Here is a 22,691-nt window from a genome sequence, read left to right as displayed (position 1 = left end):
AATTATACCTTGTTCTTATTATAGTTCCGCACACCGAAAATAGCTCTACCAATCCGTACCATGGTACTACCTGCTACAATGGCTGCGTCCATGTCATCGCTCATACCTATTGACAGGGTATCAAATCGAGGACGCGTAGCCTGCATCGCCTTAAACAGTATGGAAATTGGTGCAAATGATGCAAGTCTATTATTATAATTTGTGGCCGGTTGTGGGATGCACATAAGACCACGCAATCTAATATTCGGCAGTTGATCAATATTGTCTGCCAGCGCTTTCACTTCGTCAAATTTAGCGCCAGATTTTGAATTCTCACCGCTAGTATTTATTTGGATTAACACCTGCAATGGAGGCATAACAACTGGCCGTTGTTCACTTAATCGGCGTGCAACTTTACTACGGTCAATAGAATGCACCCAATCAAAGTGTTCAGAAATTTGGCGAGTTTTATTAGATTGGATAGGGCCGATAAAGTGCCATTCTAGATCTACGTGGTGTTTGCGAAAATGAGTGATCTTCTCTGTTCCTTCTTGCACGCAATTTTCGCCGAACTTACGATGTCCAGCGAGCACCGCATCAGCGATCGCATCAACACTTTGATTTTTGCTCACCACAAGTAGTTGTACGCTAGAGGTATTTCTCCCGCATTTCCGCACAACTTCGTTTATTTGTAGGCTGATCTGTTTTAGGTTTCGTTTGATACTACACATGATTGCTTCTATTTTATATAAGGACATGTATTAATGAATATTACTCAATTACGGGCTCTTAGTGTAAAGGATAATGATCCAGATCTACATCTTTCTGATCTAGGCCTCCTATAATCGGAGTGGATGCTCGATATTCAGGAGCTATGTGACCTTCGGTCATATATTCAATATATTGCCCTCCGTCAGGTGAAAGATACAACATCTCGGAGAGCCAACCAGACTAAAGTACATTCTACAAATTCTCTTTTGGTTTGAAAATTTGCATAGCCCATAAAAAATCAAATGATAATGCCAGATTTCCCAAACACTTGACCATGCTCACTCCACTATCAGTGGTAGAAACAAAGCGCCATATTCCAGACAATTCTTACGGTGTATATAGTCATCGCCTTACATTAAAGCAGACCTAAGGAATCTGTTACAACGCTGAAATCTGGCTGGTTTTTAGTTAAGCGCAGATCTGCGCTTTATTAGAGCATTGGTATGCTCATTCAGCATTGGTAATTTCAGTAACCCCTTCATGATCGGAAAAATCTATACCATGGTCTGACATCAAGGTGTTAAAGGACATTGTTCAATATAAGACTGGTTTCTATCATGTAACTGTTTATGGTTTATGGGTTATGCATTTCATCTGACGGAGAGTGATATGGATAATCAAAGGTGTGCGCAAGTATTTTATTCAAGTGAGATTATCAAGCAGACCAGAGCTAGCAAAGGTTGTTTTTATTATCCCATTGCTCATCTACTTCGCAGATAAACACCACTACCTGTACATCAGAATGGAATGTGGTCACACAGTAGGGTATAAGTTTGTTAAAATCCTTAAAACCAAATTAATACTGATGTGTGGCACTCGAAATTAGTCTCAGATACCCGCATTGTTAATAGCAAGTTCAACAAGTTTCACTTTGATCCGAAACTGACAAGCCATGTCTGTCTATACAATCTAGAAGGTTCGACGACATGACTAGCAACGATAGCGTTGGTCTCCATCCCAGACGACACCCTAGTTTTTGACCGTTTTTTATATCAGCAAGAACGACATTTAACGGCAACTCTAGCTGTAATGATCACCATGCAAAAGCAGGTATTTTACACGAAGAAATATCTATTGAATACATGACCAGTTTATCTGTTAAACGAACAAACATTTTGCTTTAAATAGATCGTTTTTACATCGGCGGTAACACTTAAATAAGCTCAAACGAAAGTGGATAGAGACTAGTAGCAGAACTCGCTATTATATCCCATTGAATAAAAACTGGATGAAAAAATGGATTGGCTATTTGACTCCCCAAGTTTATATGTATTAATCATCTCTTTTCTTGGTCTGATTGTAGGTAGTTTTCTTAATGTCGTGATTTATCGTGTTCCTAAGATTCTTGAACAACATTGGCAAATCGAATGCCATGCGTCTTCTACTTATTTACCCAAGCAGGAGAAAGTCAAACCATTTAACCTAAGTGTCCCACGCTCTCATTGCCCGTCATGTAAACAGCAAGTCTATGCCATCGATAATATCCCTGTATTGAGTTGGGTGTTACTAAGAGGAAAATGTCGCCATTGCCACATAAAGATAAGTAGCCGTTATCCATTGGTGGAACTACTCACCGCCGTTTCTGTTGGCTTAGTCTCCTACGTTATTCCTGGATCATATTGGTCACTGGCGGTTATTTTCGCCTCCTTTGTACTGATTGCTCTTTGTTTCATCGATATTGATACAATGTTATTGCCGGATCAAATGACATTACCATTAATGTGGGCTGGACTACTCATGGCACTTATAGGTATATCACCAGTATCTCTTGAAAATGCATTGATTGGTGCAATGGCTGGTTATCTTTCACTATGGAGTATCTTTCATCTTTTCAAGCTACTCACTGGCAAAGAAGGAATGGGTTATGGTGATTTCAAACTCCTTGCTGCACTTGGTGCTTGGCTTGGATGGCAGCCTATGACTTTAGTTATCCTTCTCGCTTCCTCCACAGGTGTGATTGTAGAAGTAATACTGATGTTAATTAAAGGTACGGGAAAAGAAATACCCTTCCCTTTTGGACCCTATCTCGTGATTGCTGGCTGGATAAGTTTACTCTGGTACAATAGTATTGTTGCTTGGTATTTAACTTTGTATTTAGAGATATAAATGGTGTTTGTAATTGGGCTGACAGGAGGCATTGGCAGCGGGAAAACTACCGTTTCAAATATGTTTGGAAGACACGGTATCACTGTTATTGATGCAGATATCATCGCCCGACAAGTTGTCGAGTTAGGTTCAATTGGACTTGCTGTAATTGTTGCTAAGTTTGGTATACAGATCCTTGGTGATAACGGAGAACTAAACCGTAATGCACTTCGCAAGCATATTTTCTCTCACCCAGAGGACAGAAATTGGTTGAATGCTTTACTCCATCCCCAGATCAAAAAAGAAATGATTTTACAAATACAACAAGTCTCTTCACCTTATTGCTTACTAGTTATACCCCTGATGATTGAAAATAGACTTCAAGTCTTGTGTAATCGGGTTCTTGTAGTAGATGTATCGAAAGAAACACAAATTGCGCGTACCATTCATCGAGATAACACAGATGAGACACAAGTAAAAAAAATCCTCGCTAGGCAGGCAACAAGAACCGAGCGCCTATCCTTTGCAAACGACGTTATTGAAAATGAATATAGCGATCAAGAATTAAGAACAAGGGTTGAAACCTTACACAATAAGTATCTTGCGCTATTAGAGAAACAACGAGAATCATCATGACCAGCGAGACACTTTATGAACACCCCTTAAATGAGCAGGTTCGCGTTTACTTGCGCCTTGAACACCTGCTCCGTCAAATCTCTCATGCCAGTTCACTATCAGAAAGTTATTATTCCAATGTGTTTTTGAAGAGCCTATTCGACCTTATTGAAATACTAGAACAAATTCAAATCAAAACCGAATTAGCAAAAGATCTCGATAAACAGCGTGCAAAACTTCAAGCATGGTTGAACGTACCAGAGGTCGATAAGGATCAGCTTGTCACATTATTAACTGAAAGCCGTCAGTTACAACGAGACTTGTTGCAGGCTCCTCGTTTAGGCCAAGAAATTCGTGAAAACAGATTTCTATCGTCTATTCGTCAACGCTTCTCAATCCCAGGAGGAACCTGTAGCTTCGATTTACCAGCGCTCCATCACTGGCACAACCTACCGATTGCGCATCGCCAAAGCGATGCTTTAGCCTGGCAATTATCGCTCAAACCTCTTAGCCACGCACTCTCATTCTGGTTACGTTTAACTCGAGGCAGCGCCACGATGCAACCTTTCACCATTCACACCGGATTCTTCCAGAAAGAAGTCATAGGTGCAAGTCTTTTGCGTATTCAGATTTCACCAGACTATAATGTATTTCCATTGGTCTCAGGCCATAAATCACGATTCTCGATTCGATTTATGCCATTCGACGACCGACAAACTATCGCAGATACAATGGTATTGTATCTATCAGTTTGCTGAGCAACCCATCACTTATTCTGAGGTAATTGTGGATCAACAAAAATTAACCCTCGTTAAATGCCCGCAATGTGGAGTTCCTGTTGTATGGAGCGATATCAGCCCATTTCGTCCATTTTGTAACAAACGCTGTCAACTTATTGATTTAGGTGAGTGGGAAAAGGGAGAGAAAAGTATTTCCAACGTCCTAGATATATCTGATGATTAGAGTTGGTTTCCGGATCAATAGGTCATAGTACCGAATATACTAGGATTTAGGGGCACTCTTCACAGAGGTATACCTATCAATACTCGCTTTTACTTACTAGCAACGGGGCGAAAAACCAAACCCAACTTCACCTTAATTCTGTTTCTAAACTTTTCCAACCTTGATACTCATAAATAGGCTCATATTTAGAAAAATACCGAGATTGAAATAGCACTGATAGTGAAAAGTATTTGTAAACTTCCACTTCGTGAATTAGAAGGATTTCTCAATTCAGTTTTTACGTTGATAAATATCCCGCTTAAATTACCTACATACACTTGCATTATTAACCATTGGGAGACCGTAAAAATTAAGTACCCTTTGCAAGTAAAGGAGTTATTTCCCACGTCGTTATTGATGCCATAGTCCTAAAATAATATGACGAAGGTGGATGGAAAACGCATACACACGGTAAGGAAAAGCGACGTATCTTGCGAAAACTTCATCTTGCCGTTGATGTGTTTACTCAGGAGGTTATTGCTGCAGAAGTTAACCTAGTTTTTGTAGGTGATAATGAGGTTTTACCTATATTGCTTAACCCATTACGACGAAAGATACAGCAAGTCAGTGCTGATGGATCCTATGACACAAGAGCATGTTCCCCCACGTACTGAAGAACAAAGGAATAACGACAGTACTCCACCGCCAAGCAACGCGGGGTACTTGGAGGAAGTACATCCTAGAAATGAAGCTGAAAAGGCTTTAAAAGAAGCCAAGCGGGCGGAGTGGAAAAGGACAGAAGTTATCACAAACGCTCATTAGCAGAGACAGAAACGTTTCGCTATAAACAGTTGCTCAGCCCTAAACTTACTCTTCGCAATTACAATGCTCAAGTTAGTGAAGAGCTACCAAACGTAAAAGCGATGAACAAAGTTATAGGGCTCGGTATGCTTGTTCAACAGCAAACATATTAAAACTGTAAAAAAGATTCATATCAGTGCATTATAGCGTTATAGGCCTGATTTAATCAACAACACCTCTACAATCAATAGTTTTTAAAAAATCTAAATTGCGACTTTGGCATTTAGTTCATTTTTTATGCGCAACGCAGGTTATTTAGGATAAAGTTTCTAACTAACCGGAGCTTATCATAAAAAATTTTTAGGATTTCCGCATCCTTCATTTAAAATAAATTGGATTGTGCATTCAATAGATTGATCGTAATCCAAAGATTGGACGCATATTCAATAAACGTACCAAGCATTTTATCATGCATTTTCGTTGATTTGAATATCCAATTGTTTTCATATTTAATCGTTTCAAGTATGGACGTAGGATCAAATCTTCCCTCTCTATACGTTGAGTATAGATAACAGATTGAAAGATCAATTTAATATTTCTCTTCCACAACAGTAGAATGCGTGAGTAATCATTTTCTTCAATCGAAGCTACTCAGCATACCAGAACCCGCACTGGTTATTATTGTTACCCACGAAAAATGATTACTCATCTACTTCTCAGATAAGTACCACTTCCTTTACATGTAAGAGGGAATTTGGTTAAACAAGGAGGTACGTTTCTTAAAACCCTTACAACCGCATTAATGCTGATGTAAGGCCCTCGAAAGGAGCTTCCTATACACCCACGCACTGTTCATAAAAAGTTCAACAATTTGCTTTTTCATCCCAAGCTAACAAGCCATGTATGTATATCCAAGCTGGAAAACATAACTGGAAACGAGATCTGTGCTACCCAGGTCAATACTTTCCTTATTTAACCACTTTTGTATGCTGGCAAAAACCACATTTAACATCAACGTTAGGTATAAAAATCACCATGCAAAAATAGGCATTTTACACGAAGAAAGCCCTATTGAACACATAACCAGAAATAGCTTTAGCCACTTGATTAAAAAGTACCTCACTTCAAACCTTAATTCAGGCTCTCGCAAAATCGTGCCACTAACTTATCCAACACTGGTTTATTTGCTTCTGGAAACTTAAACTCCGAAAGCTTGGAAACTGGTACCCAATATCCAATCTGTCCTTCGTTACCAAAGGGTTCACCCTCAAACGACGTTATCAGAAAAAAATCTACTGCCAGAATTTTATCTGAGCAATTTTTGATTAATGAGATAAATGGCTCTGCCATTTTTACATTGATACCCACTTCCTCTTTAAGTTCTCTGTATACAGCTTGTTCTACCGTTTCATTTACCTCTACCTTCCCACCCGCAAACTCCCATAAATTCCCGTTGGGTGCTTTCCCAGAACGCTGAGTGATGAAAATCATACTACATTCAGTATTAACTATAATACCTACCGCGATATGAACACAACTTTTAGATTTTTCTGCCATAATTATACGAATTTAGTTCCATTAAAACGGTCTACTGTACGGTCTTTACATCACACTTAGTATTCTTTCAGGAGTTACAGTGCTATCAACTTCGTTTTCCTCATGAGATAAAGCCTAGAAATAACTCCTCTTACTTTAGAGAGGATACGTTAATCCTACCGTGACATTGCTTAAATTTTTTACCAGAACCACATGGACATAATTCATTTCGACCAATTTTACGACCTTCACGAACAATTGTTTCTGATTCATGACTTCCGTGCCTATCATCTAATTGGTTTTTCGCTGCTGCATGGCTCACTTTTTGACGATACACTGACTTCTTAGCATTAATAAGGAGTAGTTTTTCCATGCGATCCACTTGTTCTGGTTGCTGCACGCGAACTCGACTCAGTATCATAATAACATCTACTTTCAGTGTAGTAAGCATATCTGAGAATAGTTCGAACGATTCACGTTTATATTCTTGTTTAGGGTTTTTTTGTGCATAACCCCGCAAATGAATACCCTGACGAAGGTGATCCATGGCTGCTAAATGCTCTTTCCACAACGTGTCCAGTGTTTGCAACATTACCGATTTTTCGAAATTGCGTAGTGCCTTTTCTCCCACGATCGATTCTTTTAACTTATACATATTAGCTATGTAATCAAGAATACGCCCACGCATTTGTTCTTCATAAAGCTCATCGTCGTTATCCAACCATTTTTCTAATGGTAACTCAGCGTCAAAATCTACTTTCAAACGCGCTTCTAGACCAACTACGTCCCACATTTCTTCCAGAGATTGAGGTTGAATATATTGATCCACAACATCTCTAATCACATCTCCCCGATTATGATTGATCATATCACTGATGTTGTGAGTTTCCATAAGTTCATCACGCAGTTCATAAACCACTTTACGTTGGTCATTCGCTACGTCATCAAACTCAAGCAATTGCTTACGGATATCAAAGTTACGGTTTTCAACTTTTCGCTGAGCATTTTCAATTGCCTTATTCACCCATGGATGTTCAATAGCTTCACCTTCTTCCATTCCAAATTTTTTCATCATATTAGATACACGTTCCGATGCAAAAATACGCATCAGTGAATCTTCCATAGAGAGATAAAAACGGCTTGAACCAGGATCACCCTGACGACCTGAACGACCACGCAACTGATTATCAATACGACGAGACTCATGTCGCTCAGTACCGATAATGTGTAAACCTCCCGCCTCCTTAACTTCCTCATGACATTTACGCCATGTAGCTTTGATTTTTTCAATCTGTTGCTTGGTTGGATTTTCCAACTTCGCCATGTCAACTTCCCAGTTACCACCCAGCACAATATCAGTACCACGACCCGCCATATTGGTTGCTATAGTCACCGCACCTATAGAACCCGCGTTTGCAATGATATCAGCTTCATGTGCGTGGAACTTAGCATTCAGTACCGAGTGCTTTACTCCAACTTTAGTAAGTGCATTAGACAACAGCTCAGATTTCTCGATGGACACGGTACCCACCAAGGAAGGTTGACCCTTTCCACTACGTATTTTAATATCTTCAATTATCGCATCGAATTTTTCACGTTCCGTCATATAAACCTGATCAGCCATATCATCTCGAACCATTGGTTGATTAGTTGGAATAACCACAGTATTTAGACCATAGATAGACTGGAATTCAAACGCCTCGGTATCGGCCGTACCTGTCATTCCTGATAATTTTTCGTAAAGACGGAAATAGTTTTGAAAGGTAATTGATGCAAGTGTTTGATTTTCATTTTGGATCTTTACGCCTTCTTTGGCTTCAACAGCTTGATGTAAGCCTTCAGACCAACGACGACCTTGCAGAGTCCGTCCTGTGTGTTCATCAATGATGACGATTTTTTCATCATTAATGATGTAATCAACGTTTTTTTCAAACAGTACATGCGCACGTAATGCAGCATTAATATGGTGTAACAGCAAAATATTAGCTGGAGAGTAAACCGTATCATTGTCAGCCATGAGGCCTTTTTTTCTCAGCAGATCCTCTACAAACTCTTGACCTGTTTCAGTCAAATATACTTGCTTAGACTTTTCATCAACAGTGAAGTGACCTTCACCTCGGTATTCTTCGCTGTCTTCTCTATCTTGTCTAACAAGTTGAGGGATTAGTGTATCAATTCGTGCATACATAACAGAGCTATCTTCTGCAGGGCCTGAAATGATAAGAGGAGTACGTGCTTCATCAATGAGGATAGAGTCAACTTCATCTACCAAAGCAAGATAAAGCTCGCGCTGAACACGTTCCTCAGGGAGGAACGCCATGTTGTCACGTAAATAATCGAACCCAAATTCGTTATTAGTTCCATAAAGAATATCCGTTTGGTACGCCAATCTTTTCTCTGACGGGATCATGTTCGGTACGTTGAGGCCCACCGTCATATCAAGGAATTCAAACAGTGGCCGATTAGTTTCCGCATCACGTCTCGCAAGATAGTCGTTTACTGTAACGATGTGAACGCCTTTTCTAGTAAGAGCATGTAGGTAGGCAGGTAGGGTCGCCGTTAAAGTTTTACCCTCACCTGTGCGCATTTCTGCAATTTGGCTATCATTCAATACCATACCGCCAATTAGTTGGACGTCAAAGTGACGCATACCGAAAACACGCTTAGATGCTTCGCGCACAGTTGCAAATGCTTCAGGTAAAATAGCATCAAGTTCTTCGCCTTGCTCTAAGCGTTGACGAAACTCAGTAGTTTTTGCTTTTAACTCTTTATCACTACAAGCTTCCAATTGTGGTTCAAATTTATTAATCTGGTTTACGATTTTGCGTAAGCAACGTAGTGTGCGGTCATTGCGGCTTCCGATTGCTTTTGTAATTAATTTCAATAACATGGTTTTGCCGTTTATCTCCTGATTTTTACGCTTTAGCATCCGGGCTAAAGCAAGGATACCGCGCTGCGAGGGATGAACATAACATCCCCTACAAAAACTTTTAGAAGTTTTTGTTAGAAAATCTACCATACCCGTGATGATAATCTGGTATCCCTAGATGAATATTTCAAGGGTAATGAATCATTTAATCAAGCTACGTGAAGTATATATACTCCTTTCAAGTAGGACACAAAGAAATGCCTTGTAAACAAAGGCAATTACTCTTGCTAAAACAGCATGTTAAGTAGCTTTAGTATGACAGTCTATAATAAGCTTTGTCGATACAGCATCCCACCTATATAAGAAGTGTGGTATACTGTCAAATTACGGCAAGTTCCATCCTTAAGGATGCGAGAACGTTTAATGTATAATTTGTTTGATATGTAATTTGTGGGGTTTATTGGCCATTCTGGGATATATACATACCGATGTAATAACGAAAAATCATGATAAATCTAGAATATGATGAGAGATCACAGACCACAAGCAACACTAGATTTATTGAAAAACAGCACGACTGGATCAGTGCATCGACGGGCTATTGCCTTGTTGAAGTTAAATATGCAGCTTCAAGCCCTGCTTCCAGAACAACCCGCAAAACATTGCCGAGTTGCAAACTTTCGTGACGGAATACTTGTCATTGAGTGTGGCTCTTCATCTTGGGGAACCCGCTTGAATTATGACAGACAAACGTTGATATCCGCCCTTCGTAAAGAAGCGTTACCGTCACTATCAACGATTGAAATCAAGGTAAATCCAGAACTTGCAAAATCTACTGCAAAAAAAGTGACATACGCTCCCATCCAACAACGAACTGTTAGCCATATTTCTGCAGAATATCTAAGAGATGTTACGGGAATAGTCCCCGAAAAAATCAAGAAAAAGTTAGAAGCCATTGCTACCTTATTATCTAATAGTGACAGCACAGAGTAAAAATCTCAATGAGAGCATAATGAGAGTGTTGATACACAAGAAATCAAAATAGACTGAATTTTATAATCTCTAAACCCTTAGGCCATAACCATACCAGGTTCTACAAACCTTACTGGCGATATATGTGTATCTTCAAAGGTCACCCATTCCCACGCTTTTTCATCCGCCAACATTGCGCTAAGAAGCTTGTTATTCAGAGAATGTCCAGATTTATGTGCACGCATTTCACCAATAATATTATGTCCACACATATAGAGATCACCGATGGCATCCAATACCTTATGTTTAACAAACTCATTACTATAACGAAGTCCATCCTCATTCAGGATGCGATAATCGTCAAGAACAATAGCGCAATCGAAGTTTCCCCCCAAACATAAATTACACGATTGTAGATATTCGATATCACGCATAAACCCAAAGGTACGAGCTCGACTGATATCCTTAATAAAAGACTGTGAAGAAAAAATAAACACTAGACTTTGTTGTTCTGCTTCAATTGCTGGATGATTGAAGTCGATGGAGAAATCGAGTCGGAATCCGTTATAAGGCAACAATTCCGCCCACTTATCGCCATCTTCAATGCGTACAGGTTTCAAAATTCGTATAAAACGTTTAGGTGCTTTTAAGGTTTCTATACCTGCCGATTGCAACAGATAGACAAATGGACTAGCACTACCGTCCATGATTGGAATTTCTGGGCCATCTATTTCAACAATGACATTATCAATACCCACTCCCGCCAATGCAGAGTTGAGGTGTTCTATCGTAGAAATACGCACATCATCATCGTTAACTAATGCAGTACACAGCACAGTATCTCGAACTGATGCAGGATCCGCCGGAAAATCAACCGATGGATGAAGGTCAGTACGACGATAGATAACACCCTTGTTAGCTGCAGCTGGGCGAAGGATCAACGTGACCTTACGACCAGAGTGTAAACCTACCCCAGTCGTCTGAACAATTGTTTTTAATGTTCGTTGTCGAATCATCTGGCATTTCCAACTAGAATTAGTTCCTGTAATAAGTTACTAATTACCTTTTCATAACTGAGTTAACTAACATAATGTTAGCATGTCACCGTACACAAACCAAGAGTTGCTGGATTAATCGACCTGCTTACGAAGAAAGGCAGGAATATCCAAGTAGTCTTGTTCTTGTTGCGGCGTAACATTCGATGTTTGGGACTGAACGGATGTATCCGATAAACGTCCCTCCGATACAGATATTGCTGTCTTACGTGTTTCTCGCAAAGATTGTGTGTTATATTCCACTGCCGATTTCTTTTGTGTACCAGAAATCAAAGTCATATCAGGCTTCTGCTCGTTACCAATACCCGTAGCGACAATAGTAACACGGAGTTCTTCACTCATTTCAGTATCCATTGAAGTACCTATAACCACAGTAGCATTATCTGAGGCAAATGCTTTTATAGTGTTGCCCACTATCTCGAATTCATCCAGTCTCATATCAAAACCAGCAGTAATGTTGACCAACACACCCCGTGCTCCCGCTAAATCAATATCTTCAAGTAGTGGGCTAGAAATTGCCATCTCGGCTGCTTCTTCTGCACGGTTCTCACCGCTTGCTACACCGCTACCCATCATTGCGTGACCCATTTCGGACATCACAGTACGTACGTCGGCAAAGTCGACATTTATCAAACCAGGACGTGTAATAAGTTCTGCAATTCCTTGCACCGCGTTACGTAATACATCATTCGCTTTTGCAAACGCATCAAGTAATGTAATACCACGGCCTAGTACCTTCAGAAGTTTTTCGTTAGGTATAGTGATCAGTGAATCAACGTGCTTTGACAGTTCTTCGATTCCTTGTTCAGCAAACGTCAAACGCTTTTTACCTTCAAAGCTAAAAGGTTTTGTAACTACCGCAACGGTCAGAATACCTAGCTCTTTCGCCACTTCAGCGATAACGGGGGCTGCACCTGTTCCGGTACCACCTCCCATACCAGCGGCAATAAACACCATATCGGCACCTTCGAACTCAGCTTTAATCACTTCTCGATCTTCCATCGCGGATTCACGACCTACTTGTGGATTTGCACCAGCACCAAGCCCCTTAGTGATATCACTACCGATTTGGATGATTGTGCTAACCGCAGTCTTACGAAGTGCCTGCGCATCTGTATTTATGGTAATAAATTCTACCCCTTCAATTGACTCACGCACCATGTGTTCAACCGCATTACCACCGCCACCACCAACACCCACAACTTTAATTACTGCATCATTGGACATTTCTATTATCGGTTCAAACATAGGTTCTCTCCGTTATTCCTGTTCACATCAGGTTTAAAATTCTTTTTTAAGCCAACCACCAAGCTTACTGAACATTCCTGCTACAGTTCGTTTTGGCTGACGTTCGTTCATTTCATTCAATAGATTATCTTTACCATAATGCAGCAAACCAACCGCGGTTGCGTGATATGCATCATTAACATAGTCGGTCAACCCCACCACTCCCGTAGGAAGTCCCACGCGTACCTGATTCTGAAAAGCACGTTCGGCGCACTCCACTAAACCCTGCATGTGTGCCGTACCCCCTGTCAAGACGATACCTGCAGCTAATTGATGTTTTACGCCGTGCGCACGTAAGCGTTCCTGAGCCCGCTCCAGTTCTTGGTGAACTAACCCCAACAGTTCACTACAACGTGGTTCAATGACTTCAGCTAATGTTTGGTGTTGCAAACTTCGCGAAGGACGCCCACCTACGCTTGGTACATTGACTGGAACATTCACCTTGGAATCCGTGTTCACTAACTTACTTAACGCACAGCCATATTTCACTTTTATCTTTTCAGCATCGCTTAATGGCGTACCGAAGGCATAGGCGATGTCACTAGTGATGACATTTCCAGCGTAGGGAATAACAGCAGAATGTCGTAACGCACCACCTGTCCACACTGCGATATCCATGGTTCCTCCACCAATATCGACAACACAAACCCCTAGCTCTCTCTCATCTCTAGTGATAACGGCATGGCTCGCCGCAAGACCAGAGAAAATTAATTGCTCAACTTTTAGGCCACAACGTTCTACAGCTTTTTCAATATTTCTTGCAGTATCACTATGGCAGGTAATCAATTGAACACTTACTTCCACTCGAACACCCGACAAGCCAAGCGGGTTCTTAATCCTTTCTTGGTAATCGATTTTATATTCTTGCGGAATCACATGCAGGACACGCTGATCTTCGCTTATTTTTACAGACTTTGCCGTATGTATTACCATATCGATATCATCTTGGGTGACTTCTTGGTCGGAAATCGTTCCCATCCCGCGTTCAGTCTGACAATGAATATGTTTACCGGACAATGAAAGGAAGACCGATCGTATTTTACAATCTGACATCAATTCGGCATCATTAATAGCGCGTTCGACCGATCTCACCACGGACTCAAGGTCATTAACTCCACCTTTATCTATACCCTGAGAGGGTGTGATACCTACACCTAGAACATTTACTGCACCGTCATGCAATATTTCACTGACTAACACCGCAACCTTCGATGTCCCGATGTCTAATCCAATAATAAGCGGTCTGTCTGTTGTTTGTTTCATTCCACCCACTCTCAGGTTTACTCTTCATTGAGTGTTTGCATAACCTTCCAGCCTACCGCAGCACCCGTGTCGTAGCGTAAATCCACATATTGCATAGTTCTCCCTGTTGCATTAATCGCATTGATCAAGCTAACAAAGCGTTCTAATCGTACATTTTTAGACTTGCGCCCTAGCTCAATTCGTATACCATCTCGCGTTACTATTCGCCACGAGTGGCGCTCATTTAGTGCTAAGGTGGCAATTTCTAATTTTGTTGGTGAAATAATCTTCTGCATTTCTCGCCACGTTTTCAATACTTCACTTTCGCTACCATCAGGACCATGTAAAGAGACTAGCACCATATCCAAGACATTTTCCGGATCTACATCAAACGCAATACCGGACACATCCAAGAGCTGAGAACCATTCCAGATTGCCTCTGGCTGGTACTCTGACACACACACTTTGAGTGTGTCGGGCCATTGTTTTCTTACTGCAACATTTGCCAACCATGGCAATAAAGAAATCGCGTCATGAATATCATCCACATCCTGCAACATAAAACTATTCAATTGCCCAAGTTTAAGCACAGCATTGCGGATATCTAATACGGATAAATGAGTCAACTTTCCTTGTACAACTATTTGGGACAACGGTAACTGAGTTTCGTCACCCATCCAAACCAGAACACGCAACAAAGACCATAAAATACCTGAGATGACACACAACAGGAACACCAGCCCCCCTCCATGCACTTTAAACACTGAAGGTTGAGACGGCATATAATTTTCAATTACATCAGTCATAGTCAGGTAATGGTCTCGCAGCTATTCCAGGCAACCTATTTTTTATTTCGCAACAATGACCAATTATAGCGGTCAGTTTGATAGCTCACAAACCCTTGTTTACGCAGAAGTTACAAAGCTTAGATTTAGATACATACGAAATCATCAATATCCGAGCAAAAATCAAACACTAACCACTTGTTCGCCGGAAGCTTTTCAATGTTATTTGACGGTTATCAAACGTGATCGTTCAACGCCTTCTTATCCAGTTTCAGTTCAGCCAGTTTTTTAGCTACTTTACCAATATCACCTGCACCCTGTGTCAATACCAAATCACCAGGTTGAATAACCGCAGCGAGTGCCGCTGGCAATAATTTCACATCTGGAACAAAAATTGGATCAATTTTCCCTCGAACACGAATCGTGCGACATAGGCTTCTACCATCAGCGCCTACAATCGACACTTCACCAGCAGAATAAACATCCAGCATCAACAACACATCAACGTGTTCAAGCACATTCGCAAAATCATCATATAAATCGCGAGTACGAGTATAACGATGCGGTTGGAATACCATCACCAATCGTGCATCGTTCCAACCTGCACGGGCTGCTTGGATGGTTGCATCCACTTCACTTGGGTGGTGACCATAATCATCTACCAGCAAGGCGTGTCCGTCCTCTACTGGAAATAAACCCAATTGTTCAAAGCGACGACCCGTCCCCTCAAAGTTCGACAACGCACGCAAAATTGCATTATCGTCAACACCCTCTTCGGTAGAAACAGCAATGGCTGCTGCGGCATTTAATGCATTATGACGACCTGGGATATTGAGTTCAATATCTAGATTCGTCTTGCCAGCACGAATAATCGTAAAAATACCTTTTTGTCCTTCCTGACGATAATCTTCCAATCTCACGTCAGCATCGTTAGAAAATCCATAGGTAATTACTTTACGACCGATTAAAGGAATCAGTTCTCGAACCACTGGATCATCGATACACATCACAGCTTCACCGTAAAACGGAAGCTTATGCAGGAACTCAACAAAGGTTTCCTTCAGCTTTTCGAAATCACCACCATACGTGTCCATGTGCTCCGCTTCGATGTTAGTCACAATGGACACCATCGGCTGCAGATGTAGGAACGATGCATCGCTTTCATCAGCTTCAGCAATCAAGTATCGACTGCATCCCAAACGCGCATTGGTACCCACACTTTTAACTAGACCACCATTAACGAATGTTGGATCAAGACCCGCTTCTTGATAAATCAATGTCGTGAGTGCAGTGGTAGTGGTTTTACCATGGGTCCCTGCAACCGCGATGCCCCTCCGGTAGCGCATCAGCTCAGCCAGCATTTCGGCTCGACATACCACAGGAATACGTGCAACTTTAGCAGCAACCAATTCTAGATTGTCTTGTTTAATAGCTGTTGACACGACAATCACGCTAGAGCCCTCAATGTTTGTTTCTGCATGACCGATAAAAACCTTGGCACCTTTTCTTTTCAAGCGGTGGGTAACAGAACTTTCTAAAAGATCTGAGCCTGTAATTTCATACCCTTCATTCATTAACACTTCTGCGATGCCACACATACCTGCTCCACCAATACCGACAAAGTGGATACGTTTTACACGGTGCATTTCTGGCACCATAACTCTGATCTTGTTTAGTTGATGACGTTCCAACTTTCTCATCACTTTGTTCTCTTAATCCACTATTCCCTTGATGATATTGGCAACCCGAGAAGAAGCATCTATAACGGCAGCGTTACGTGCCGCTTCTGCCATTGTCCTCAAGGTATTAGAATCTAATGTACCCAACATTTCAGTTAGCTTTTCTGCTATAAGTTCTGGCTGCTCAATCATGATTGCGGCACCTTTATTTACTAGGTATCTTGCATTCAATACTTGCTGATTATCTTTGTGCTGAAAAGGGATAAAAATAGCTGCAACACCCGCAGCAGCAACCTCCGATACAGTCAATGCACCTGAACGACAAATTAATAGGTTCGCCCACTGGTAAGTGGCGACGACATCATCTATAAACTCGGTAACTTCAACATTAGCCACATTTAATTTTTGGTATCGCTGCATAGTATCCGCTTGGTTACCTTTACCCGCCTGATGACAGATCAAGATGTTTCGCTGTAAACTTGACATCACTAACGGTACGATATAGTTAAGGATGTGAGCACCTTGGCTCCCACCCATCACAAACACTTTTAGTGGATGATCCACTTCACTGAGTCTTTCTGAAGGAGCAGGTAATACACAAAAACCTGCTCTAATTGGATTTCCCACTACCTCTCCCTTTGGAAAAGCACTTGGGAATGCCTGCAACACACGGAGAGCAATCCTAGACAAACACTTGTTAGTTAATCCTGCTACAGCATTCTGTTCATGAATTACCACAGGGATACCACTTAGCCATGCAGCCAAACCACCCGGCCCACTCACGTAACCACCCATGCCAAGTACTACATCAGGCTGCCAGCGATGGATGTGTTTTCTCGCTTGTAAAACAGCATTCACTACCATCCAAGGAGCAGAAAGTTTACGCGTGAAATTAGTGTTGCGCAGCCCTTTTACTTCAATAAAGTCGATCTCTATGCCATGTTTTGGTACTATGTCTGCCTCCATTCTTCCAGTAGTACCCAACCAACGAATATCCCACCCTTCTTGCTGCAACATCTTTGCTACGGATAGTCCTGAAAAAACGTGACCTCCTGTTCCACCTGCCATCACCAATAAGCGTTTTCCTTGTTGCTCGTTATGTTTTGTCATGTACCGTAACTCGTTCATGAGTTTCGAAGGCAGTTAATCGGTATTCGTGATCGATCCTCAATAACAGCACCACCGCAGTAGACATAATAAATAAGCTAGACCCTCCGTAACTTACCAAGGGTAATGTTAAGCCTTTTGTTGGCATAAGACCCATGGCAACACCCACGTTAACAGAGGTTTGGAAGGCAAACCAGATCCCAATACCAAACGCGAGGAAACCACCAAACAATTGGTTAACTTCTAAGCATCGTTTGCCAATAAACAGTGCACGCAACACCAATGCAAATATCATCAGTAGTACAGATATAACGCCCACAAGCCCCAGTTCTTCCGCCAAAACCGCAACCACAAAATCCGTATGTGCCTCAGGTAAATATTCAAGTTTCTGAATCGAGTTACCTAAACCTTGCCCCAACCAATCACCTCGGCCGAATGCCATTAATGATTGAGTAAGTTGGTAACCACTTCCGAATGGGTCTTGCCATGGATCCAAAAATGACGTGACACGGCTAATACGATAAGGTTCAGTGATGATAACCATGGCCACTAGGGCAATCCCTGAAAAAAGAAGGACGCAAAATTGCCAAAGTTTTGCACCCGCAATAAACAGCATTCCTAACGTGGTCACAAACATCACGACGACAGAGCCTAAATCTGGCTGTGCTAACAACAGTAAGGCAATGACGATAAGCACCGCTAAAGGTTTAAGAAACCCCGTCAAACTCTCTCTTACTTCCTCGTGTCGGCGAACTAAATAACCAGACACAAATAAAAATAGTGAAAGCTTTGCCACTTCTGCTGGTTGCAGATTAATAATACCTAGTGGGAGCCAGCGTAACGCACCATTAATAGAATGGCCAATAAACAGCACAGCTCCTAGTAAGGATAGTGAGATCAATAGCATAGGGACACTAAATTGCTGCCACTTATCCAAAGATATCTGCATCATCATCCCTGCAACGATAATCGCGCCAATGAGATAAATGCCCTGACGTATTGCAAAGTAAAATGGTTGGTCAGCTAAACGACTCGACAATGGAATCGATGCCGATGATACCATAATGAACCCCACTAGCATCAAGCCTAACGAGATCCAGACGATGTATCTGTCATACAAAGTGGTTTGATCAGGCCACGATAACCAACGCCAAACATTGATCTTTTCCCACTTGGTACCCATCATACTGAAACCCTACCCTCATTCATTCGTGCAGCAATTTCACTTGCATAGGCCGAGAAAGTATCGCCTCGTTCCATGAAACTAGTGAATTGATCGAGACTTGCACACGCTGGAGATAGTAGCACTATATCCCCAAAGGTTACGTTTTGTGCTGCGAGGTCCATCGCCTGCTGCATGGTGTCCACCACCCTTGTGTGGGCAGACAATTCAGTAAATTTATGACCATCTCTGCCATAGCAATACAGAGTTATATCTAACCTTTCAAGTACAGGTTTCAAAACTGAAAAATCAGCACCTTTTCCATCACCTCCCAGCAACAAATGTAATCGTCCTGCAAATTGAAGTCCATCCAATGCCGCTAACGTACTCGCTGGATTAGTCGCCTTTGAATCATTGATCCACATAACACCGTTATGTTCTAACACTTGCTGGCAACGGTGAGGTAATCCCCTAGACTGACGCATTGCCGTACATTGCACCTGTCTATCTATGCCCACCGCATCAGCAAGCACCATTGCTGCAAGGCAATTTGCGACATTATGACGGCCAACCAATGCGATATCAGACACAGGCATAATTGGGATACCTTTTGCAGTTAACCACTCCTTACCATCAAGTAATGTGACCGTGTAATCACCATTAGTAAAACCGAAACTGATCATGTTCGAATGATTTAATGCTTTTGATTGCAAATCGTCTTGATTCCAAACTGCAAGTTTTGCCCTGTCGAAAATTCGACGTTTGGCATTACGGTAATCATTAATGCCCGTGTATCTATCCATATGATCTTCTGATAAATTCAGAAACACCGCAGCCGTCAGATTGAGTGATGATGTTGTTTCCAACTGAAAACTTGACAGTTCAAGGATATAAAGTGCATGGTCATTTGCTAGCATGTCCAGTGCAGCAAAACCAATGTTGCCACCGATACCAACATTTATCCCAGCTACTTTTGCCATATCTCCCACCAGATTCGTCACCGTACTTTTGCCATTAGAGCCTGTAATACCGATAACTGGAGTACTCACATCACGTGCAAAAAGTTCAATATCGCCTACGATCTCAATTCCTTTTACCGTCGCTTGTTTCAGTTCTGGAGTTGATAATGCAACACCGGGAGTTGTAACAATTTGATCCGCGGTGAGCAACCAGTCCATATTCCATCCACCCGTGTGTAATGAGACATTCGGTGGCAATAATTCAACTCTCTGAGGTGTGACTCGAGTATCGATCACTTTGATATCAGTATCACTGCCCTTCCTAACAAAATGTTGAATAACAGAAAGCCCAGTCATACCGAGCCCTATCACCACAATCTTTTTTCTCGTGGCGTTTGCCATAGTTTAACGTACCTTCAAGGTTCCAAGTCCAACTAAAACCAACATCAAAGTAATAATCCAAAAACGTACAATAACGCGCGGTTCTGGCCAACCTTTTAATTCATAATGGTGATGGATGGGTGCCATGCGGAAAATACGTTGTCCTCGCAGTTTGAATGAGCCTACCTGCAGAATCACAGACAGGGTTTCCATCACGAATACACCACCCATAATCACCAATAATAATTCCTGACGCACTAGTACTGCTATGGTACCCAACGCACCACCCAGTGCTAATGAGCCCACATCACCCATGAAAACTTGGGCGGGATAGGTGTTAAACCACAAAAATCCAAGACCTGAACCAACAATCGCGGCACACAGGATTACCAGTTCACTGGCGTTTTTAATGTACGGAATGTGTAGGTATTCTGCAAAGTTAACATTACCCGTTGCCCACGCAATAAACGCAAAGCCACCAGCAATCATAACAGTTGGCATGATCGCAAGACCATCAAGCCCATCAGTAAGATTGACAGCATTACTGGTTCCCACTATAACGAAATACGTTAGAATGATGTAGGACAAACCAAGCTGTGGTATCACATCTTTAAAGAAAGGCACTACAAGCTGAGTTACAACAGTGTCTTGACCGTGTATATAAAGAAAAAACGCAACAGCCAGCGCAATGGTGGATTGCCAGAAATATTTCCAACATGCAACGAGACCATCCGAATTCTTACGAACCACCTTACGGTAATCGTCAACAAATCCGATGGTACCGTAACCCAATGTAACAACCAATACCGCCCATACATAAGGGTTGGATAAATCAGCCCAAAGCAATACCGTCACCGTAATGGAAGTTAAAATCATAATGCCCCCCATGGTAGGCGTACCACGTTTCCGAAAATGTGACTCGGGCCCGTCATTACGCACCACCTGACCAACTTGCAATATCTGAAGGTGAACAATCATGTGAGGCCCCATCCATAGCGAGATTACCAACGCTGTCAACACACTAACAATTGCCCGAAACGTCAGGTAGTCGAAAAGACGGAAAAAAGGAACGTAGTGTTCAAGGAGATCAGAAAGCCAAACTAGCATGTTGTAGCCTCCTCAATAGCCGCAACCACTTGTGACATTTTCATCCCATGAGCACCTTTTATCAACACAGAAACTGTATGTTTTATTTTTATGAGTTTTACTACGTACGCAATCAACTTATCTTTGTTATCAAAATGTTGACCACCACAATGTTCGCTGATCACAGCACTTGCTGACCCGTAAGTAATTATGGTTTGAATCGATGCTTTATTAAGGTGTTCTGCAACGTCTTGGTGAACGGTACCAGAATATTTACCCATTTCTCTCATGTCTGCTAGGACGATTACTTTGTCACCGTCAAAGCTATCGAGCATATCTACCGCTGCTTTCATAGCTGCAACGCTCGCGTTATAGCTATCATCAATTAGCCGAAGACCGGGACGTGGAAATGTAATCATACCGCGGCCTTTCAATGCTGCAACAGAAGCCAAACCTTCCGTCACCTCTTTCATAGTGATACCATCAACATTTGATGCAGCACTCGCAGCAAGAAGCGCATTGGCGACATTGTGTTCACCTGGCAAGCTCAAAATAATCGGGAAGATGCCAACAGGCGTCACCATATCAAACTGAAAACAACCTTCGTCAATTTGATGTACATTTAGAGCATGATAGTCAGCAGATTTGTCCGACTCTGACATTGTAAGTAATTGCTTACTTTCCAGTACTGAATTCCAATACAAACCTCCATTGCTATTTAAATTGATAATCGCAGGTGCACCATCGGCAAGACCTTCAAAGATCTCACCTTTGCCTCTCGCAATTCCCTCCAGTGAGCCAAACCCGTCCAAGTGGGCTGCAGTAATATTTGTCACTAGAGCAATATCAGGTTTAACCATTTTCGTGGTATATTCTATTTCACCGATGTGATTTGCACCCAATTCGACAACTGCATAGTCATGCGACGGCTGCAAACGCAGTAACGTCAAAGGGACACCAATATCATTATTAAAATTATTCGCAGTGTAAAGGGTTTGTCCTTTCCGAGAAAGGATCGACGCTAACATTTCTTTGACCGTAGTTTTTCCACAACTTCCTGTCAGTGCAATAGTTTTCACATCACATTGCACTTTCACCCACGTGGCCAATTGGCCAAGAGCCAATTTGGTATTCTCTACAATTAGTTGGGGTAAATCACAAGAAACATGCTGAGAAACCAATAGTGCAGACGCACCATTCTGCTTGGCGGTAATAACAAAGTCATGTGCATCAAACCTCTCACCAACCAACGCGACAAACAAAGAACCATGGCTTAATGTGGATGTTTCAGTTGACAACGCATCAATAACCACATCTTCTCCAACAAGATCGGCGTTGAGCAAAGTTTGCAACGCTTTAATAGAAATCGGGATCATCC

18 protein-coding genes and 2 pseudogenes are annotated in these 22,691 nt (G+C 41.8%); 6 read left to right on the top strand and 14 right to left on the bottom strand.

The annotated features are described in order from the left end of the window. Positions 1–2: 2 nt before the first annotated feature. Positions 3–710, bottom strand: coding sequence for a YggS family pyridoxal phosphate-dependent enzyme (locus BTN49_RS04060; RefSeq protein ID WP_097356141.1), 708 nt, complete (start codon positions 708–710; stop codon positions 3–5). 1,276 nt (positions 711–1,986) lie between these two features. Between BTN49_RS04060 and BTN49_RS04055 the strand changes: the two genes are divergently transcribed. The 5 genes and pseudogenes from BTN49_RS04055 to BTN49_RS17275 form a co-directional block, all read left to right on the top strand. Continuing rightward, a complete protein-coding gene (locus BTN49_RS04055; RefSeq protein WP_097356116.1) occupies positions 1,987–2,856 on the top strand; it encodes a prepilin peptidase in 870 nt (289 codons plus the stop codon). Beyond that, positions 2,857–3,471 (top strand): dephospho-CoA kinase, encoded by a 615-nt coding sequence (gene coaE, locus BTN49_RS04050; RefSeq protein ID WP_097356115.1) that lies wholly within the window; start codon positions 2,857–2,859, stop codon positions 3,469–3,471. Continuing rightward, positions 3,468–4,208, top strand: a complete 741-nt coding sequence (zapD, locus tag BTN49_RS04045) for a cell division protein ZapD (protein ID WP_097356114.1) — start codon at positions 3,468–3,470, stop codon at positions 4,206–4,208. The genes coaE and zapD overlap by 4 nt, the downstream gene beginning before the upstream one ends. Positions 4,209–4,236: 28 nt before the next feature. Next, entirely contained in the window at positions 4,237–4,413 is a 177-nt protein-coding gene (yacG, locus tag BTN49_RS17280; RefSeq protein WP_223823783.1) for a DNA gyrase inhibitor YacG, read from the top strand. A 201-nt stretch (positions 4,414–4,614) separates the two neighbouring features. After that, a pseudogene (locus tag BTN49_RS17275) lies at positions 4,615–5,366 on the top strand (IS5 family transposase); the annotation flags it as partial. Positions 5,367–5,575: 209 nt separating this feature from the next. Here the strand turns inward: BTN49_RS17275 and BTN49_RS21900 are convergent. From BTN49_RS21900 to secA, 3 genes and pseudogenes are all read right to left on the bottom strand, one after another. Further along, positions 5,576–5,760: pseudogene (locus BTN49_RS21900) on the bottom strand (IS1 family transposase); the annotation flags it as partial. Positions 5,761–6,324: 564 nt separating this feature from the next. After that, on the bottom strand, positions 6,325–6,750 hold the full coding sequence (gene mutT, locus BTN49_RS04020) for an 8-oxo-dGTP diphosphatase MutT (protein ID WP_097356110.1): 426 nt from the start codon (positions 6,748–6,750) through the stop codon (positions 6,325–6,327). 130 nt (positions 6,751–6,880) lie between these two features. Continuing rightward, positions 6,881–9,619: a preprotein translocase subunit SecA gene (gene secA, locus BTN49_RS04015; RefSeq protein ID WP_097356109.1), complete on the bottom strand. Its 2,739-nt coding sequence runs from the start codon at positions 9,617–9,619 to the stop codon at positions 6,881–6,883. A gap of 501 nt (positions 9,620–10,120) precedes the next feature. Between secA and BTN49_RS04010 the strand changes: the two genes are divergently transcribed. Next, positions 10,121–10,591 (top strand): DUF721 domain-containing protein, encoded by a 471-nt coding sequence (locus BTN49_RS04010; protein WP_223823782.1) that lies wholly within the window; start codon positions 10,121–10,123, stop codon positions 10,589–10,591. A gap of 77 nt (positions 10,592–10,668) precedes the next feature. Here the strand turns inward: BTN49_RS04010 and lpxC are convergent, their stop codons facing one another. From lpxC to BTN49_RS03960, 10 genes are all read right to left on the bottom strand, one after another. Next, positions 10,669–11,586 carry a UDP-3-O-acyl-N-acetylglucosamine deacetylase gene (lpxC, locus tag BTN49_RS04005; RefSeq protein WP_097356108.1) on the bottom strand — a complete coding sequence of 306 codons (918 nt, stop codon included), beginning with the start codon at positions 11,584–11,586 and terminating at the stop codon, positions 10,669–10,671. Positions 11,587–11,700: 114 nt separating this feature from the next. Beyond that, entirely contained in the window at positions 11,701–12,873 is a 1,173-nt protein-coding gene (ftsZ, locus tag BTN49_RS04000) for a cell division protein FtsZ (RefSeq protein ID WP_097356107.1), read from the bottom strand. Between the two features lie 33 nt (positions 12,874–12,906). Beyond that, positions 12,907–14,175, bottom strand: coding sequence for a cell division protein FtsA (ftsA, locus tag BTN49_RS03995; protein WP_097356139.1), 1,269 nt, complete (start codon positions 14,173–14,175; stop codon positions 12,907–12,909). Positions 14,176–14,192: 17 nt separating this feature from the next. Next, positions 14,193–14,960: a cell division protein FtsQ/DivIB gene (locus BTN49_RS03990; RefSeq protein WP_097356106.1), complete on the bottom strand. Its 768-nt coding sequence runs from the start codon at positions 14,958–14,960 to the stop codon at positions 14,193–14,195. A 215-nt stretch (positions 14,961–15,175) separates the two neighbouring features. After that, on the bottom strand, positions 15,176–16,639 hold the full coding sequence (murC, locus tag BTN49_RS03985; protein WP_097356105.1) for a UDP-N-acetylmuramate--L-alanine ligase: 1,464 nt from the start codon (positions 16,637–16,639) through the stop codon (positions 15,176–15,178). 12 nt (positions 16,640–16,651) lie between these two features. Further along, positions 16,652–17,728: an undecaprenyldiphospho-muramoylpentapeptide beta-N-acetylglucosaminyltransferase gene (murG, locus tag BTN49_RS03980; RefSeq protein ID WP_097356104.1), complete on the bottom strand. Its 1,077-nt coding sequence runs from the start codon at positions 17,726–17,728 to the stop codon at positions 16,652–16,654. Next, positions 17,715–18,911 (bottom strand): cell division protein FtsW, encoded by a 1,197-nt coding sequence (gene ftsW / locus BTN49_RS03975; protein WP_097356103.1) that lies wholly within the window; start codon positions 18,909–18,911, stop codon positions 17,715–17,717. Before ftsW ends, murG begins: the two co-directional genes overlap by 14 nt. Then, entirely contained in the window at positions 18,908–20,248 is a 1,341-nt protein-coding gene (gene murD / locus BTN49_RS03970; RefSeq protein WP_097356102.1) for a UDP-N-acetylmuramoyl-L-alanine--D-glutamate ligase, read from the bottom strand. Before murD ends, ftsW begins: the two co-directional genes overlap by 4 nt. A gap of 3 nt (positions 20,249–20,251) precedes the next feature. Next, complete coding sequence (gene mraY, locus BTN49_RS03965; RefSeq protein WP_097356101.1) at positions 20,252–21,334, bottom strand: phospho-N-acetylmuramoyl-pentapeptide-transferase; 1,083 nt, start codon at positions 21,332–21,334, stop codon at positions 20,252–20,254. Continuing rightward, on the bottom strand, positions 21,328–22,689 hold the full coding sequence (locus BTN49_RS03960; RefSeq protein ID WP_097356100.1) for a UDP-N-acetylmuramoyl-tripeptide--D-alanyl-D-alanine ligase: 1,362 nt from the start codon (positions 22,687–22,689) through the stop codon (positions 21,328–21,330). The genes mraY and BTN49_RS03960 overlap by 7 nt, the downstream gene beginning before the upstream one ends. Positions 22,690–22,691: the final 2 nt, after the last annotated feature.

The organism is Candidatus Enterovibrio escicola (assembly GCF_002464935.1).
Classification (GTDB): domain Bacteria; phylum Pseudomonadota; class Gammaproteobacteria; order Enterobacterales; family Vibrionaceae; genus Enterovibrio; species Enterovibrio escicola.
This window is presented reverse-complemented; position numbering and strand designations above follow the sequence as displayed.

Coding starts and splice junctions, on each gene's coding strand:
- secA (WP_097356109.1), bottom strand. CDS start 9,619: ATGTTATTGAAATTAATTACAAAAGCAATCGGAAGCCGCAATGACCGC.
- ftsW (WP_097356103.1), bottom strand. CDS start 18,911: ATGATGGGTACCAAGTGGGAAAAGATCAATGTTTGGCGTTGGTTATCG.
- BTN49_RS03960 (WP_097356100.1), bottom strand. CDS start 22,689: ATGATCCCGATTTCTATTAAAGCGTTGCAAACTTTGCTCAACGCCGAT.
- BTN49_RS04055 (WP_097356116.1), top strand. CDS start 1,987: ATGGATTGGCTATTTGACTCCCCAAGTTTATATGTATTAATCATCTCT.
- BTN49_RS04010 (WP_223823782.1), top strand. CDS start 10,121: ATGATGAGAGATCACAGACCACAAGCAACACTAGATTTATTGAAAAAC.
- murD (WP_097356102.1), bottom strand. CDS start 20,248: ATGGCAAACGCCACGAGAAAAAAGATTGTGGTGATAGGGCTCGGTATG.
- zapD (WP_097356114.1), top strand. CDS start 3,468: ATGACCAGCGAGACACTTTATGAACACCCCTTAAATGAGCAGGTTCGC.
- mutT (WP_097356110.1), bottom strand. CDS start 6,750: ATGGCAGAAAAATCTAAAAGTTGTGTTCATATCGCGGTAGGTATTATA.
- murG (WP_097356104.1), bottom strand. CDS start 17,728: ATGACAAAACATAACGAGCAACAAGGAAAACGCTTATTGGTGATGGCA.
- BTN49_RS03990 (WP_097356106.1), bottom strand. CDS start 14,960: ATGACTGATGTAATTGAAAATTATATGCCGTCTCAACCTTCAGTGTTT.
- coaE (WP_097356115.1), top strand. CDS start 2,857: ATGGTGTTTGTAATTGGGCTGACAGGAGGCATTGGCAGCGGGAAAACT.
- mraY (WP_097356101.1), bottom strand. CDS start 21,334: ATGCTAGTTTGGCTTTCTGATCTCCTTGAACACTACGTTCCTTTTTTC.
- BTN49_RS04060 (WP_097356141.1), bottom strand. CDS start 710: ATGTGTAGTATCAAACGAAACCTAAAACAGATCAGCCTACAAATAAAC.
- lpxC (WP_097356108.1), bottom strand. CDS start 11,586: ATGATTCGACAACGAACATTAAAAACAATTGTTCAGACGACTGGGGTA.
- ftsA (WP_097356139.1), bottom strand. CDS start 14,175: ATGAAACAAACAACAGACAGACCGCTTATTATTGGATTAGACATCGGG.
- murC (WP_097356105.1), bottom strand. CDS start 16,639: ATGAGAAAGTTGGAACGTCATCAACTAAACAAGATCAGAGTTATGGTG.
- ftsZ (WP_097356107.1), bottom strand. CDS start 12,873: ATGTTTGAACCGATAATAGAAATGTCCAATGATGCAGTAATTAAAGTT.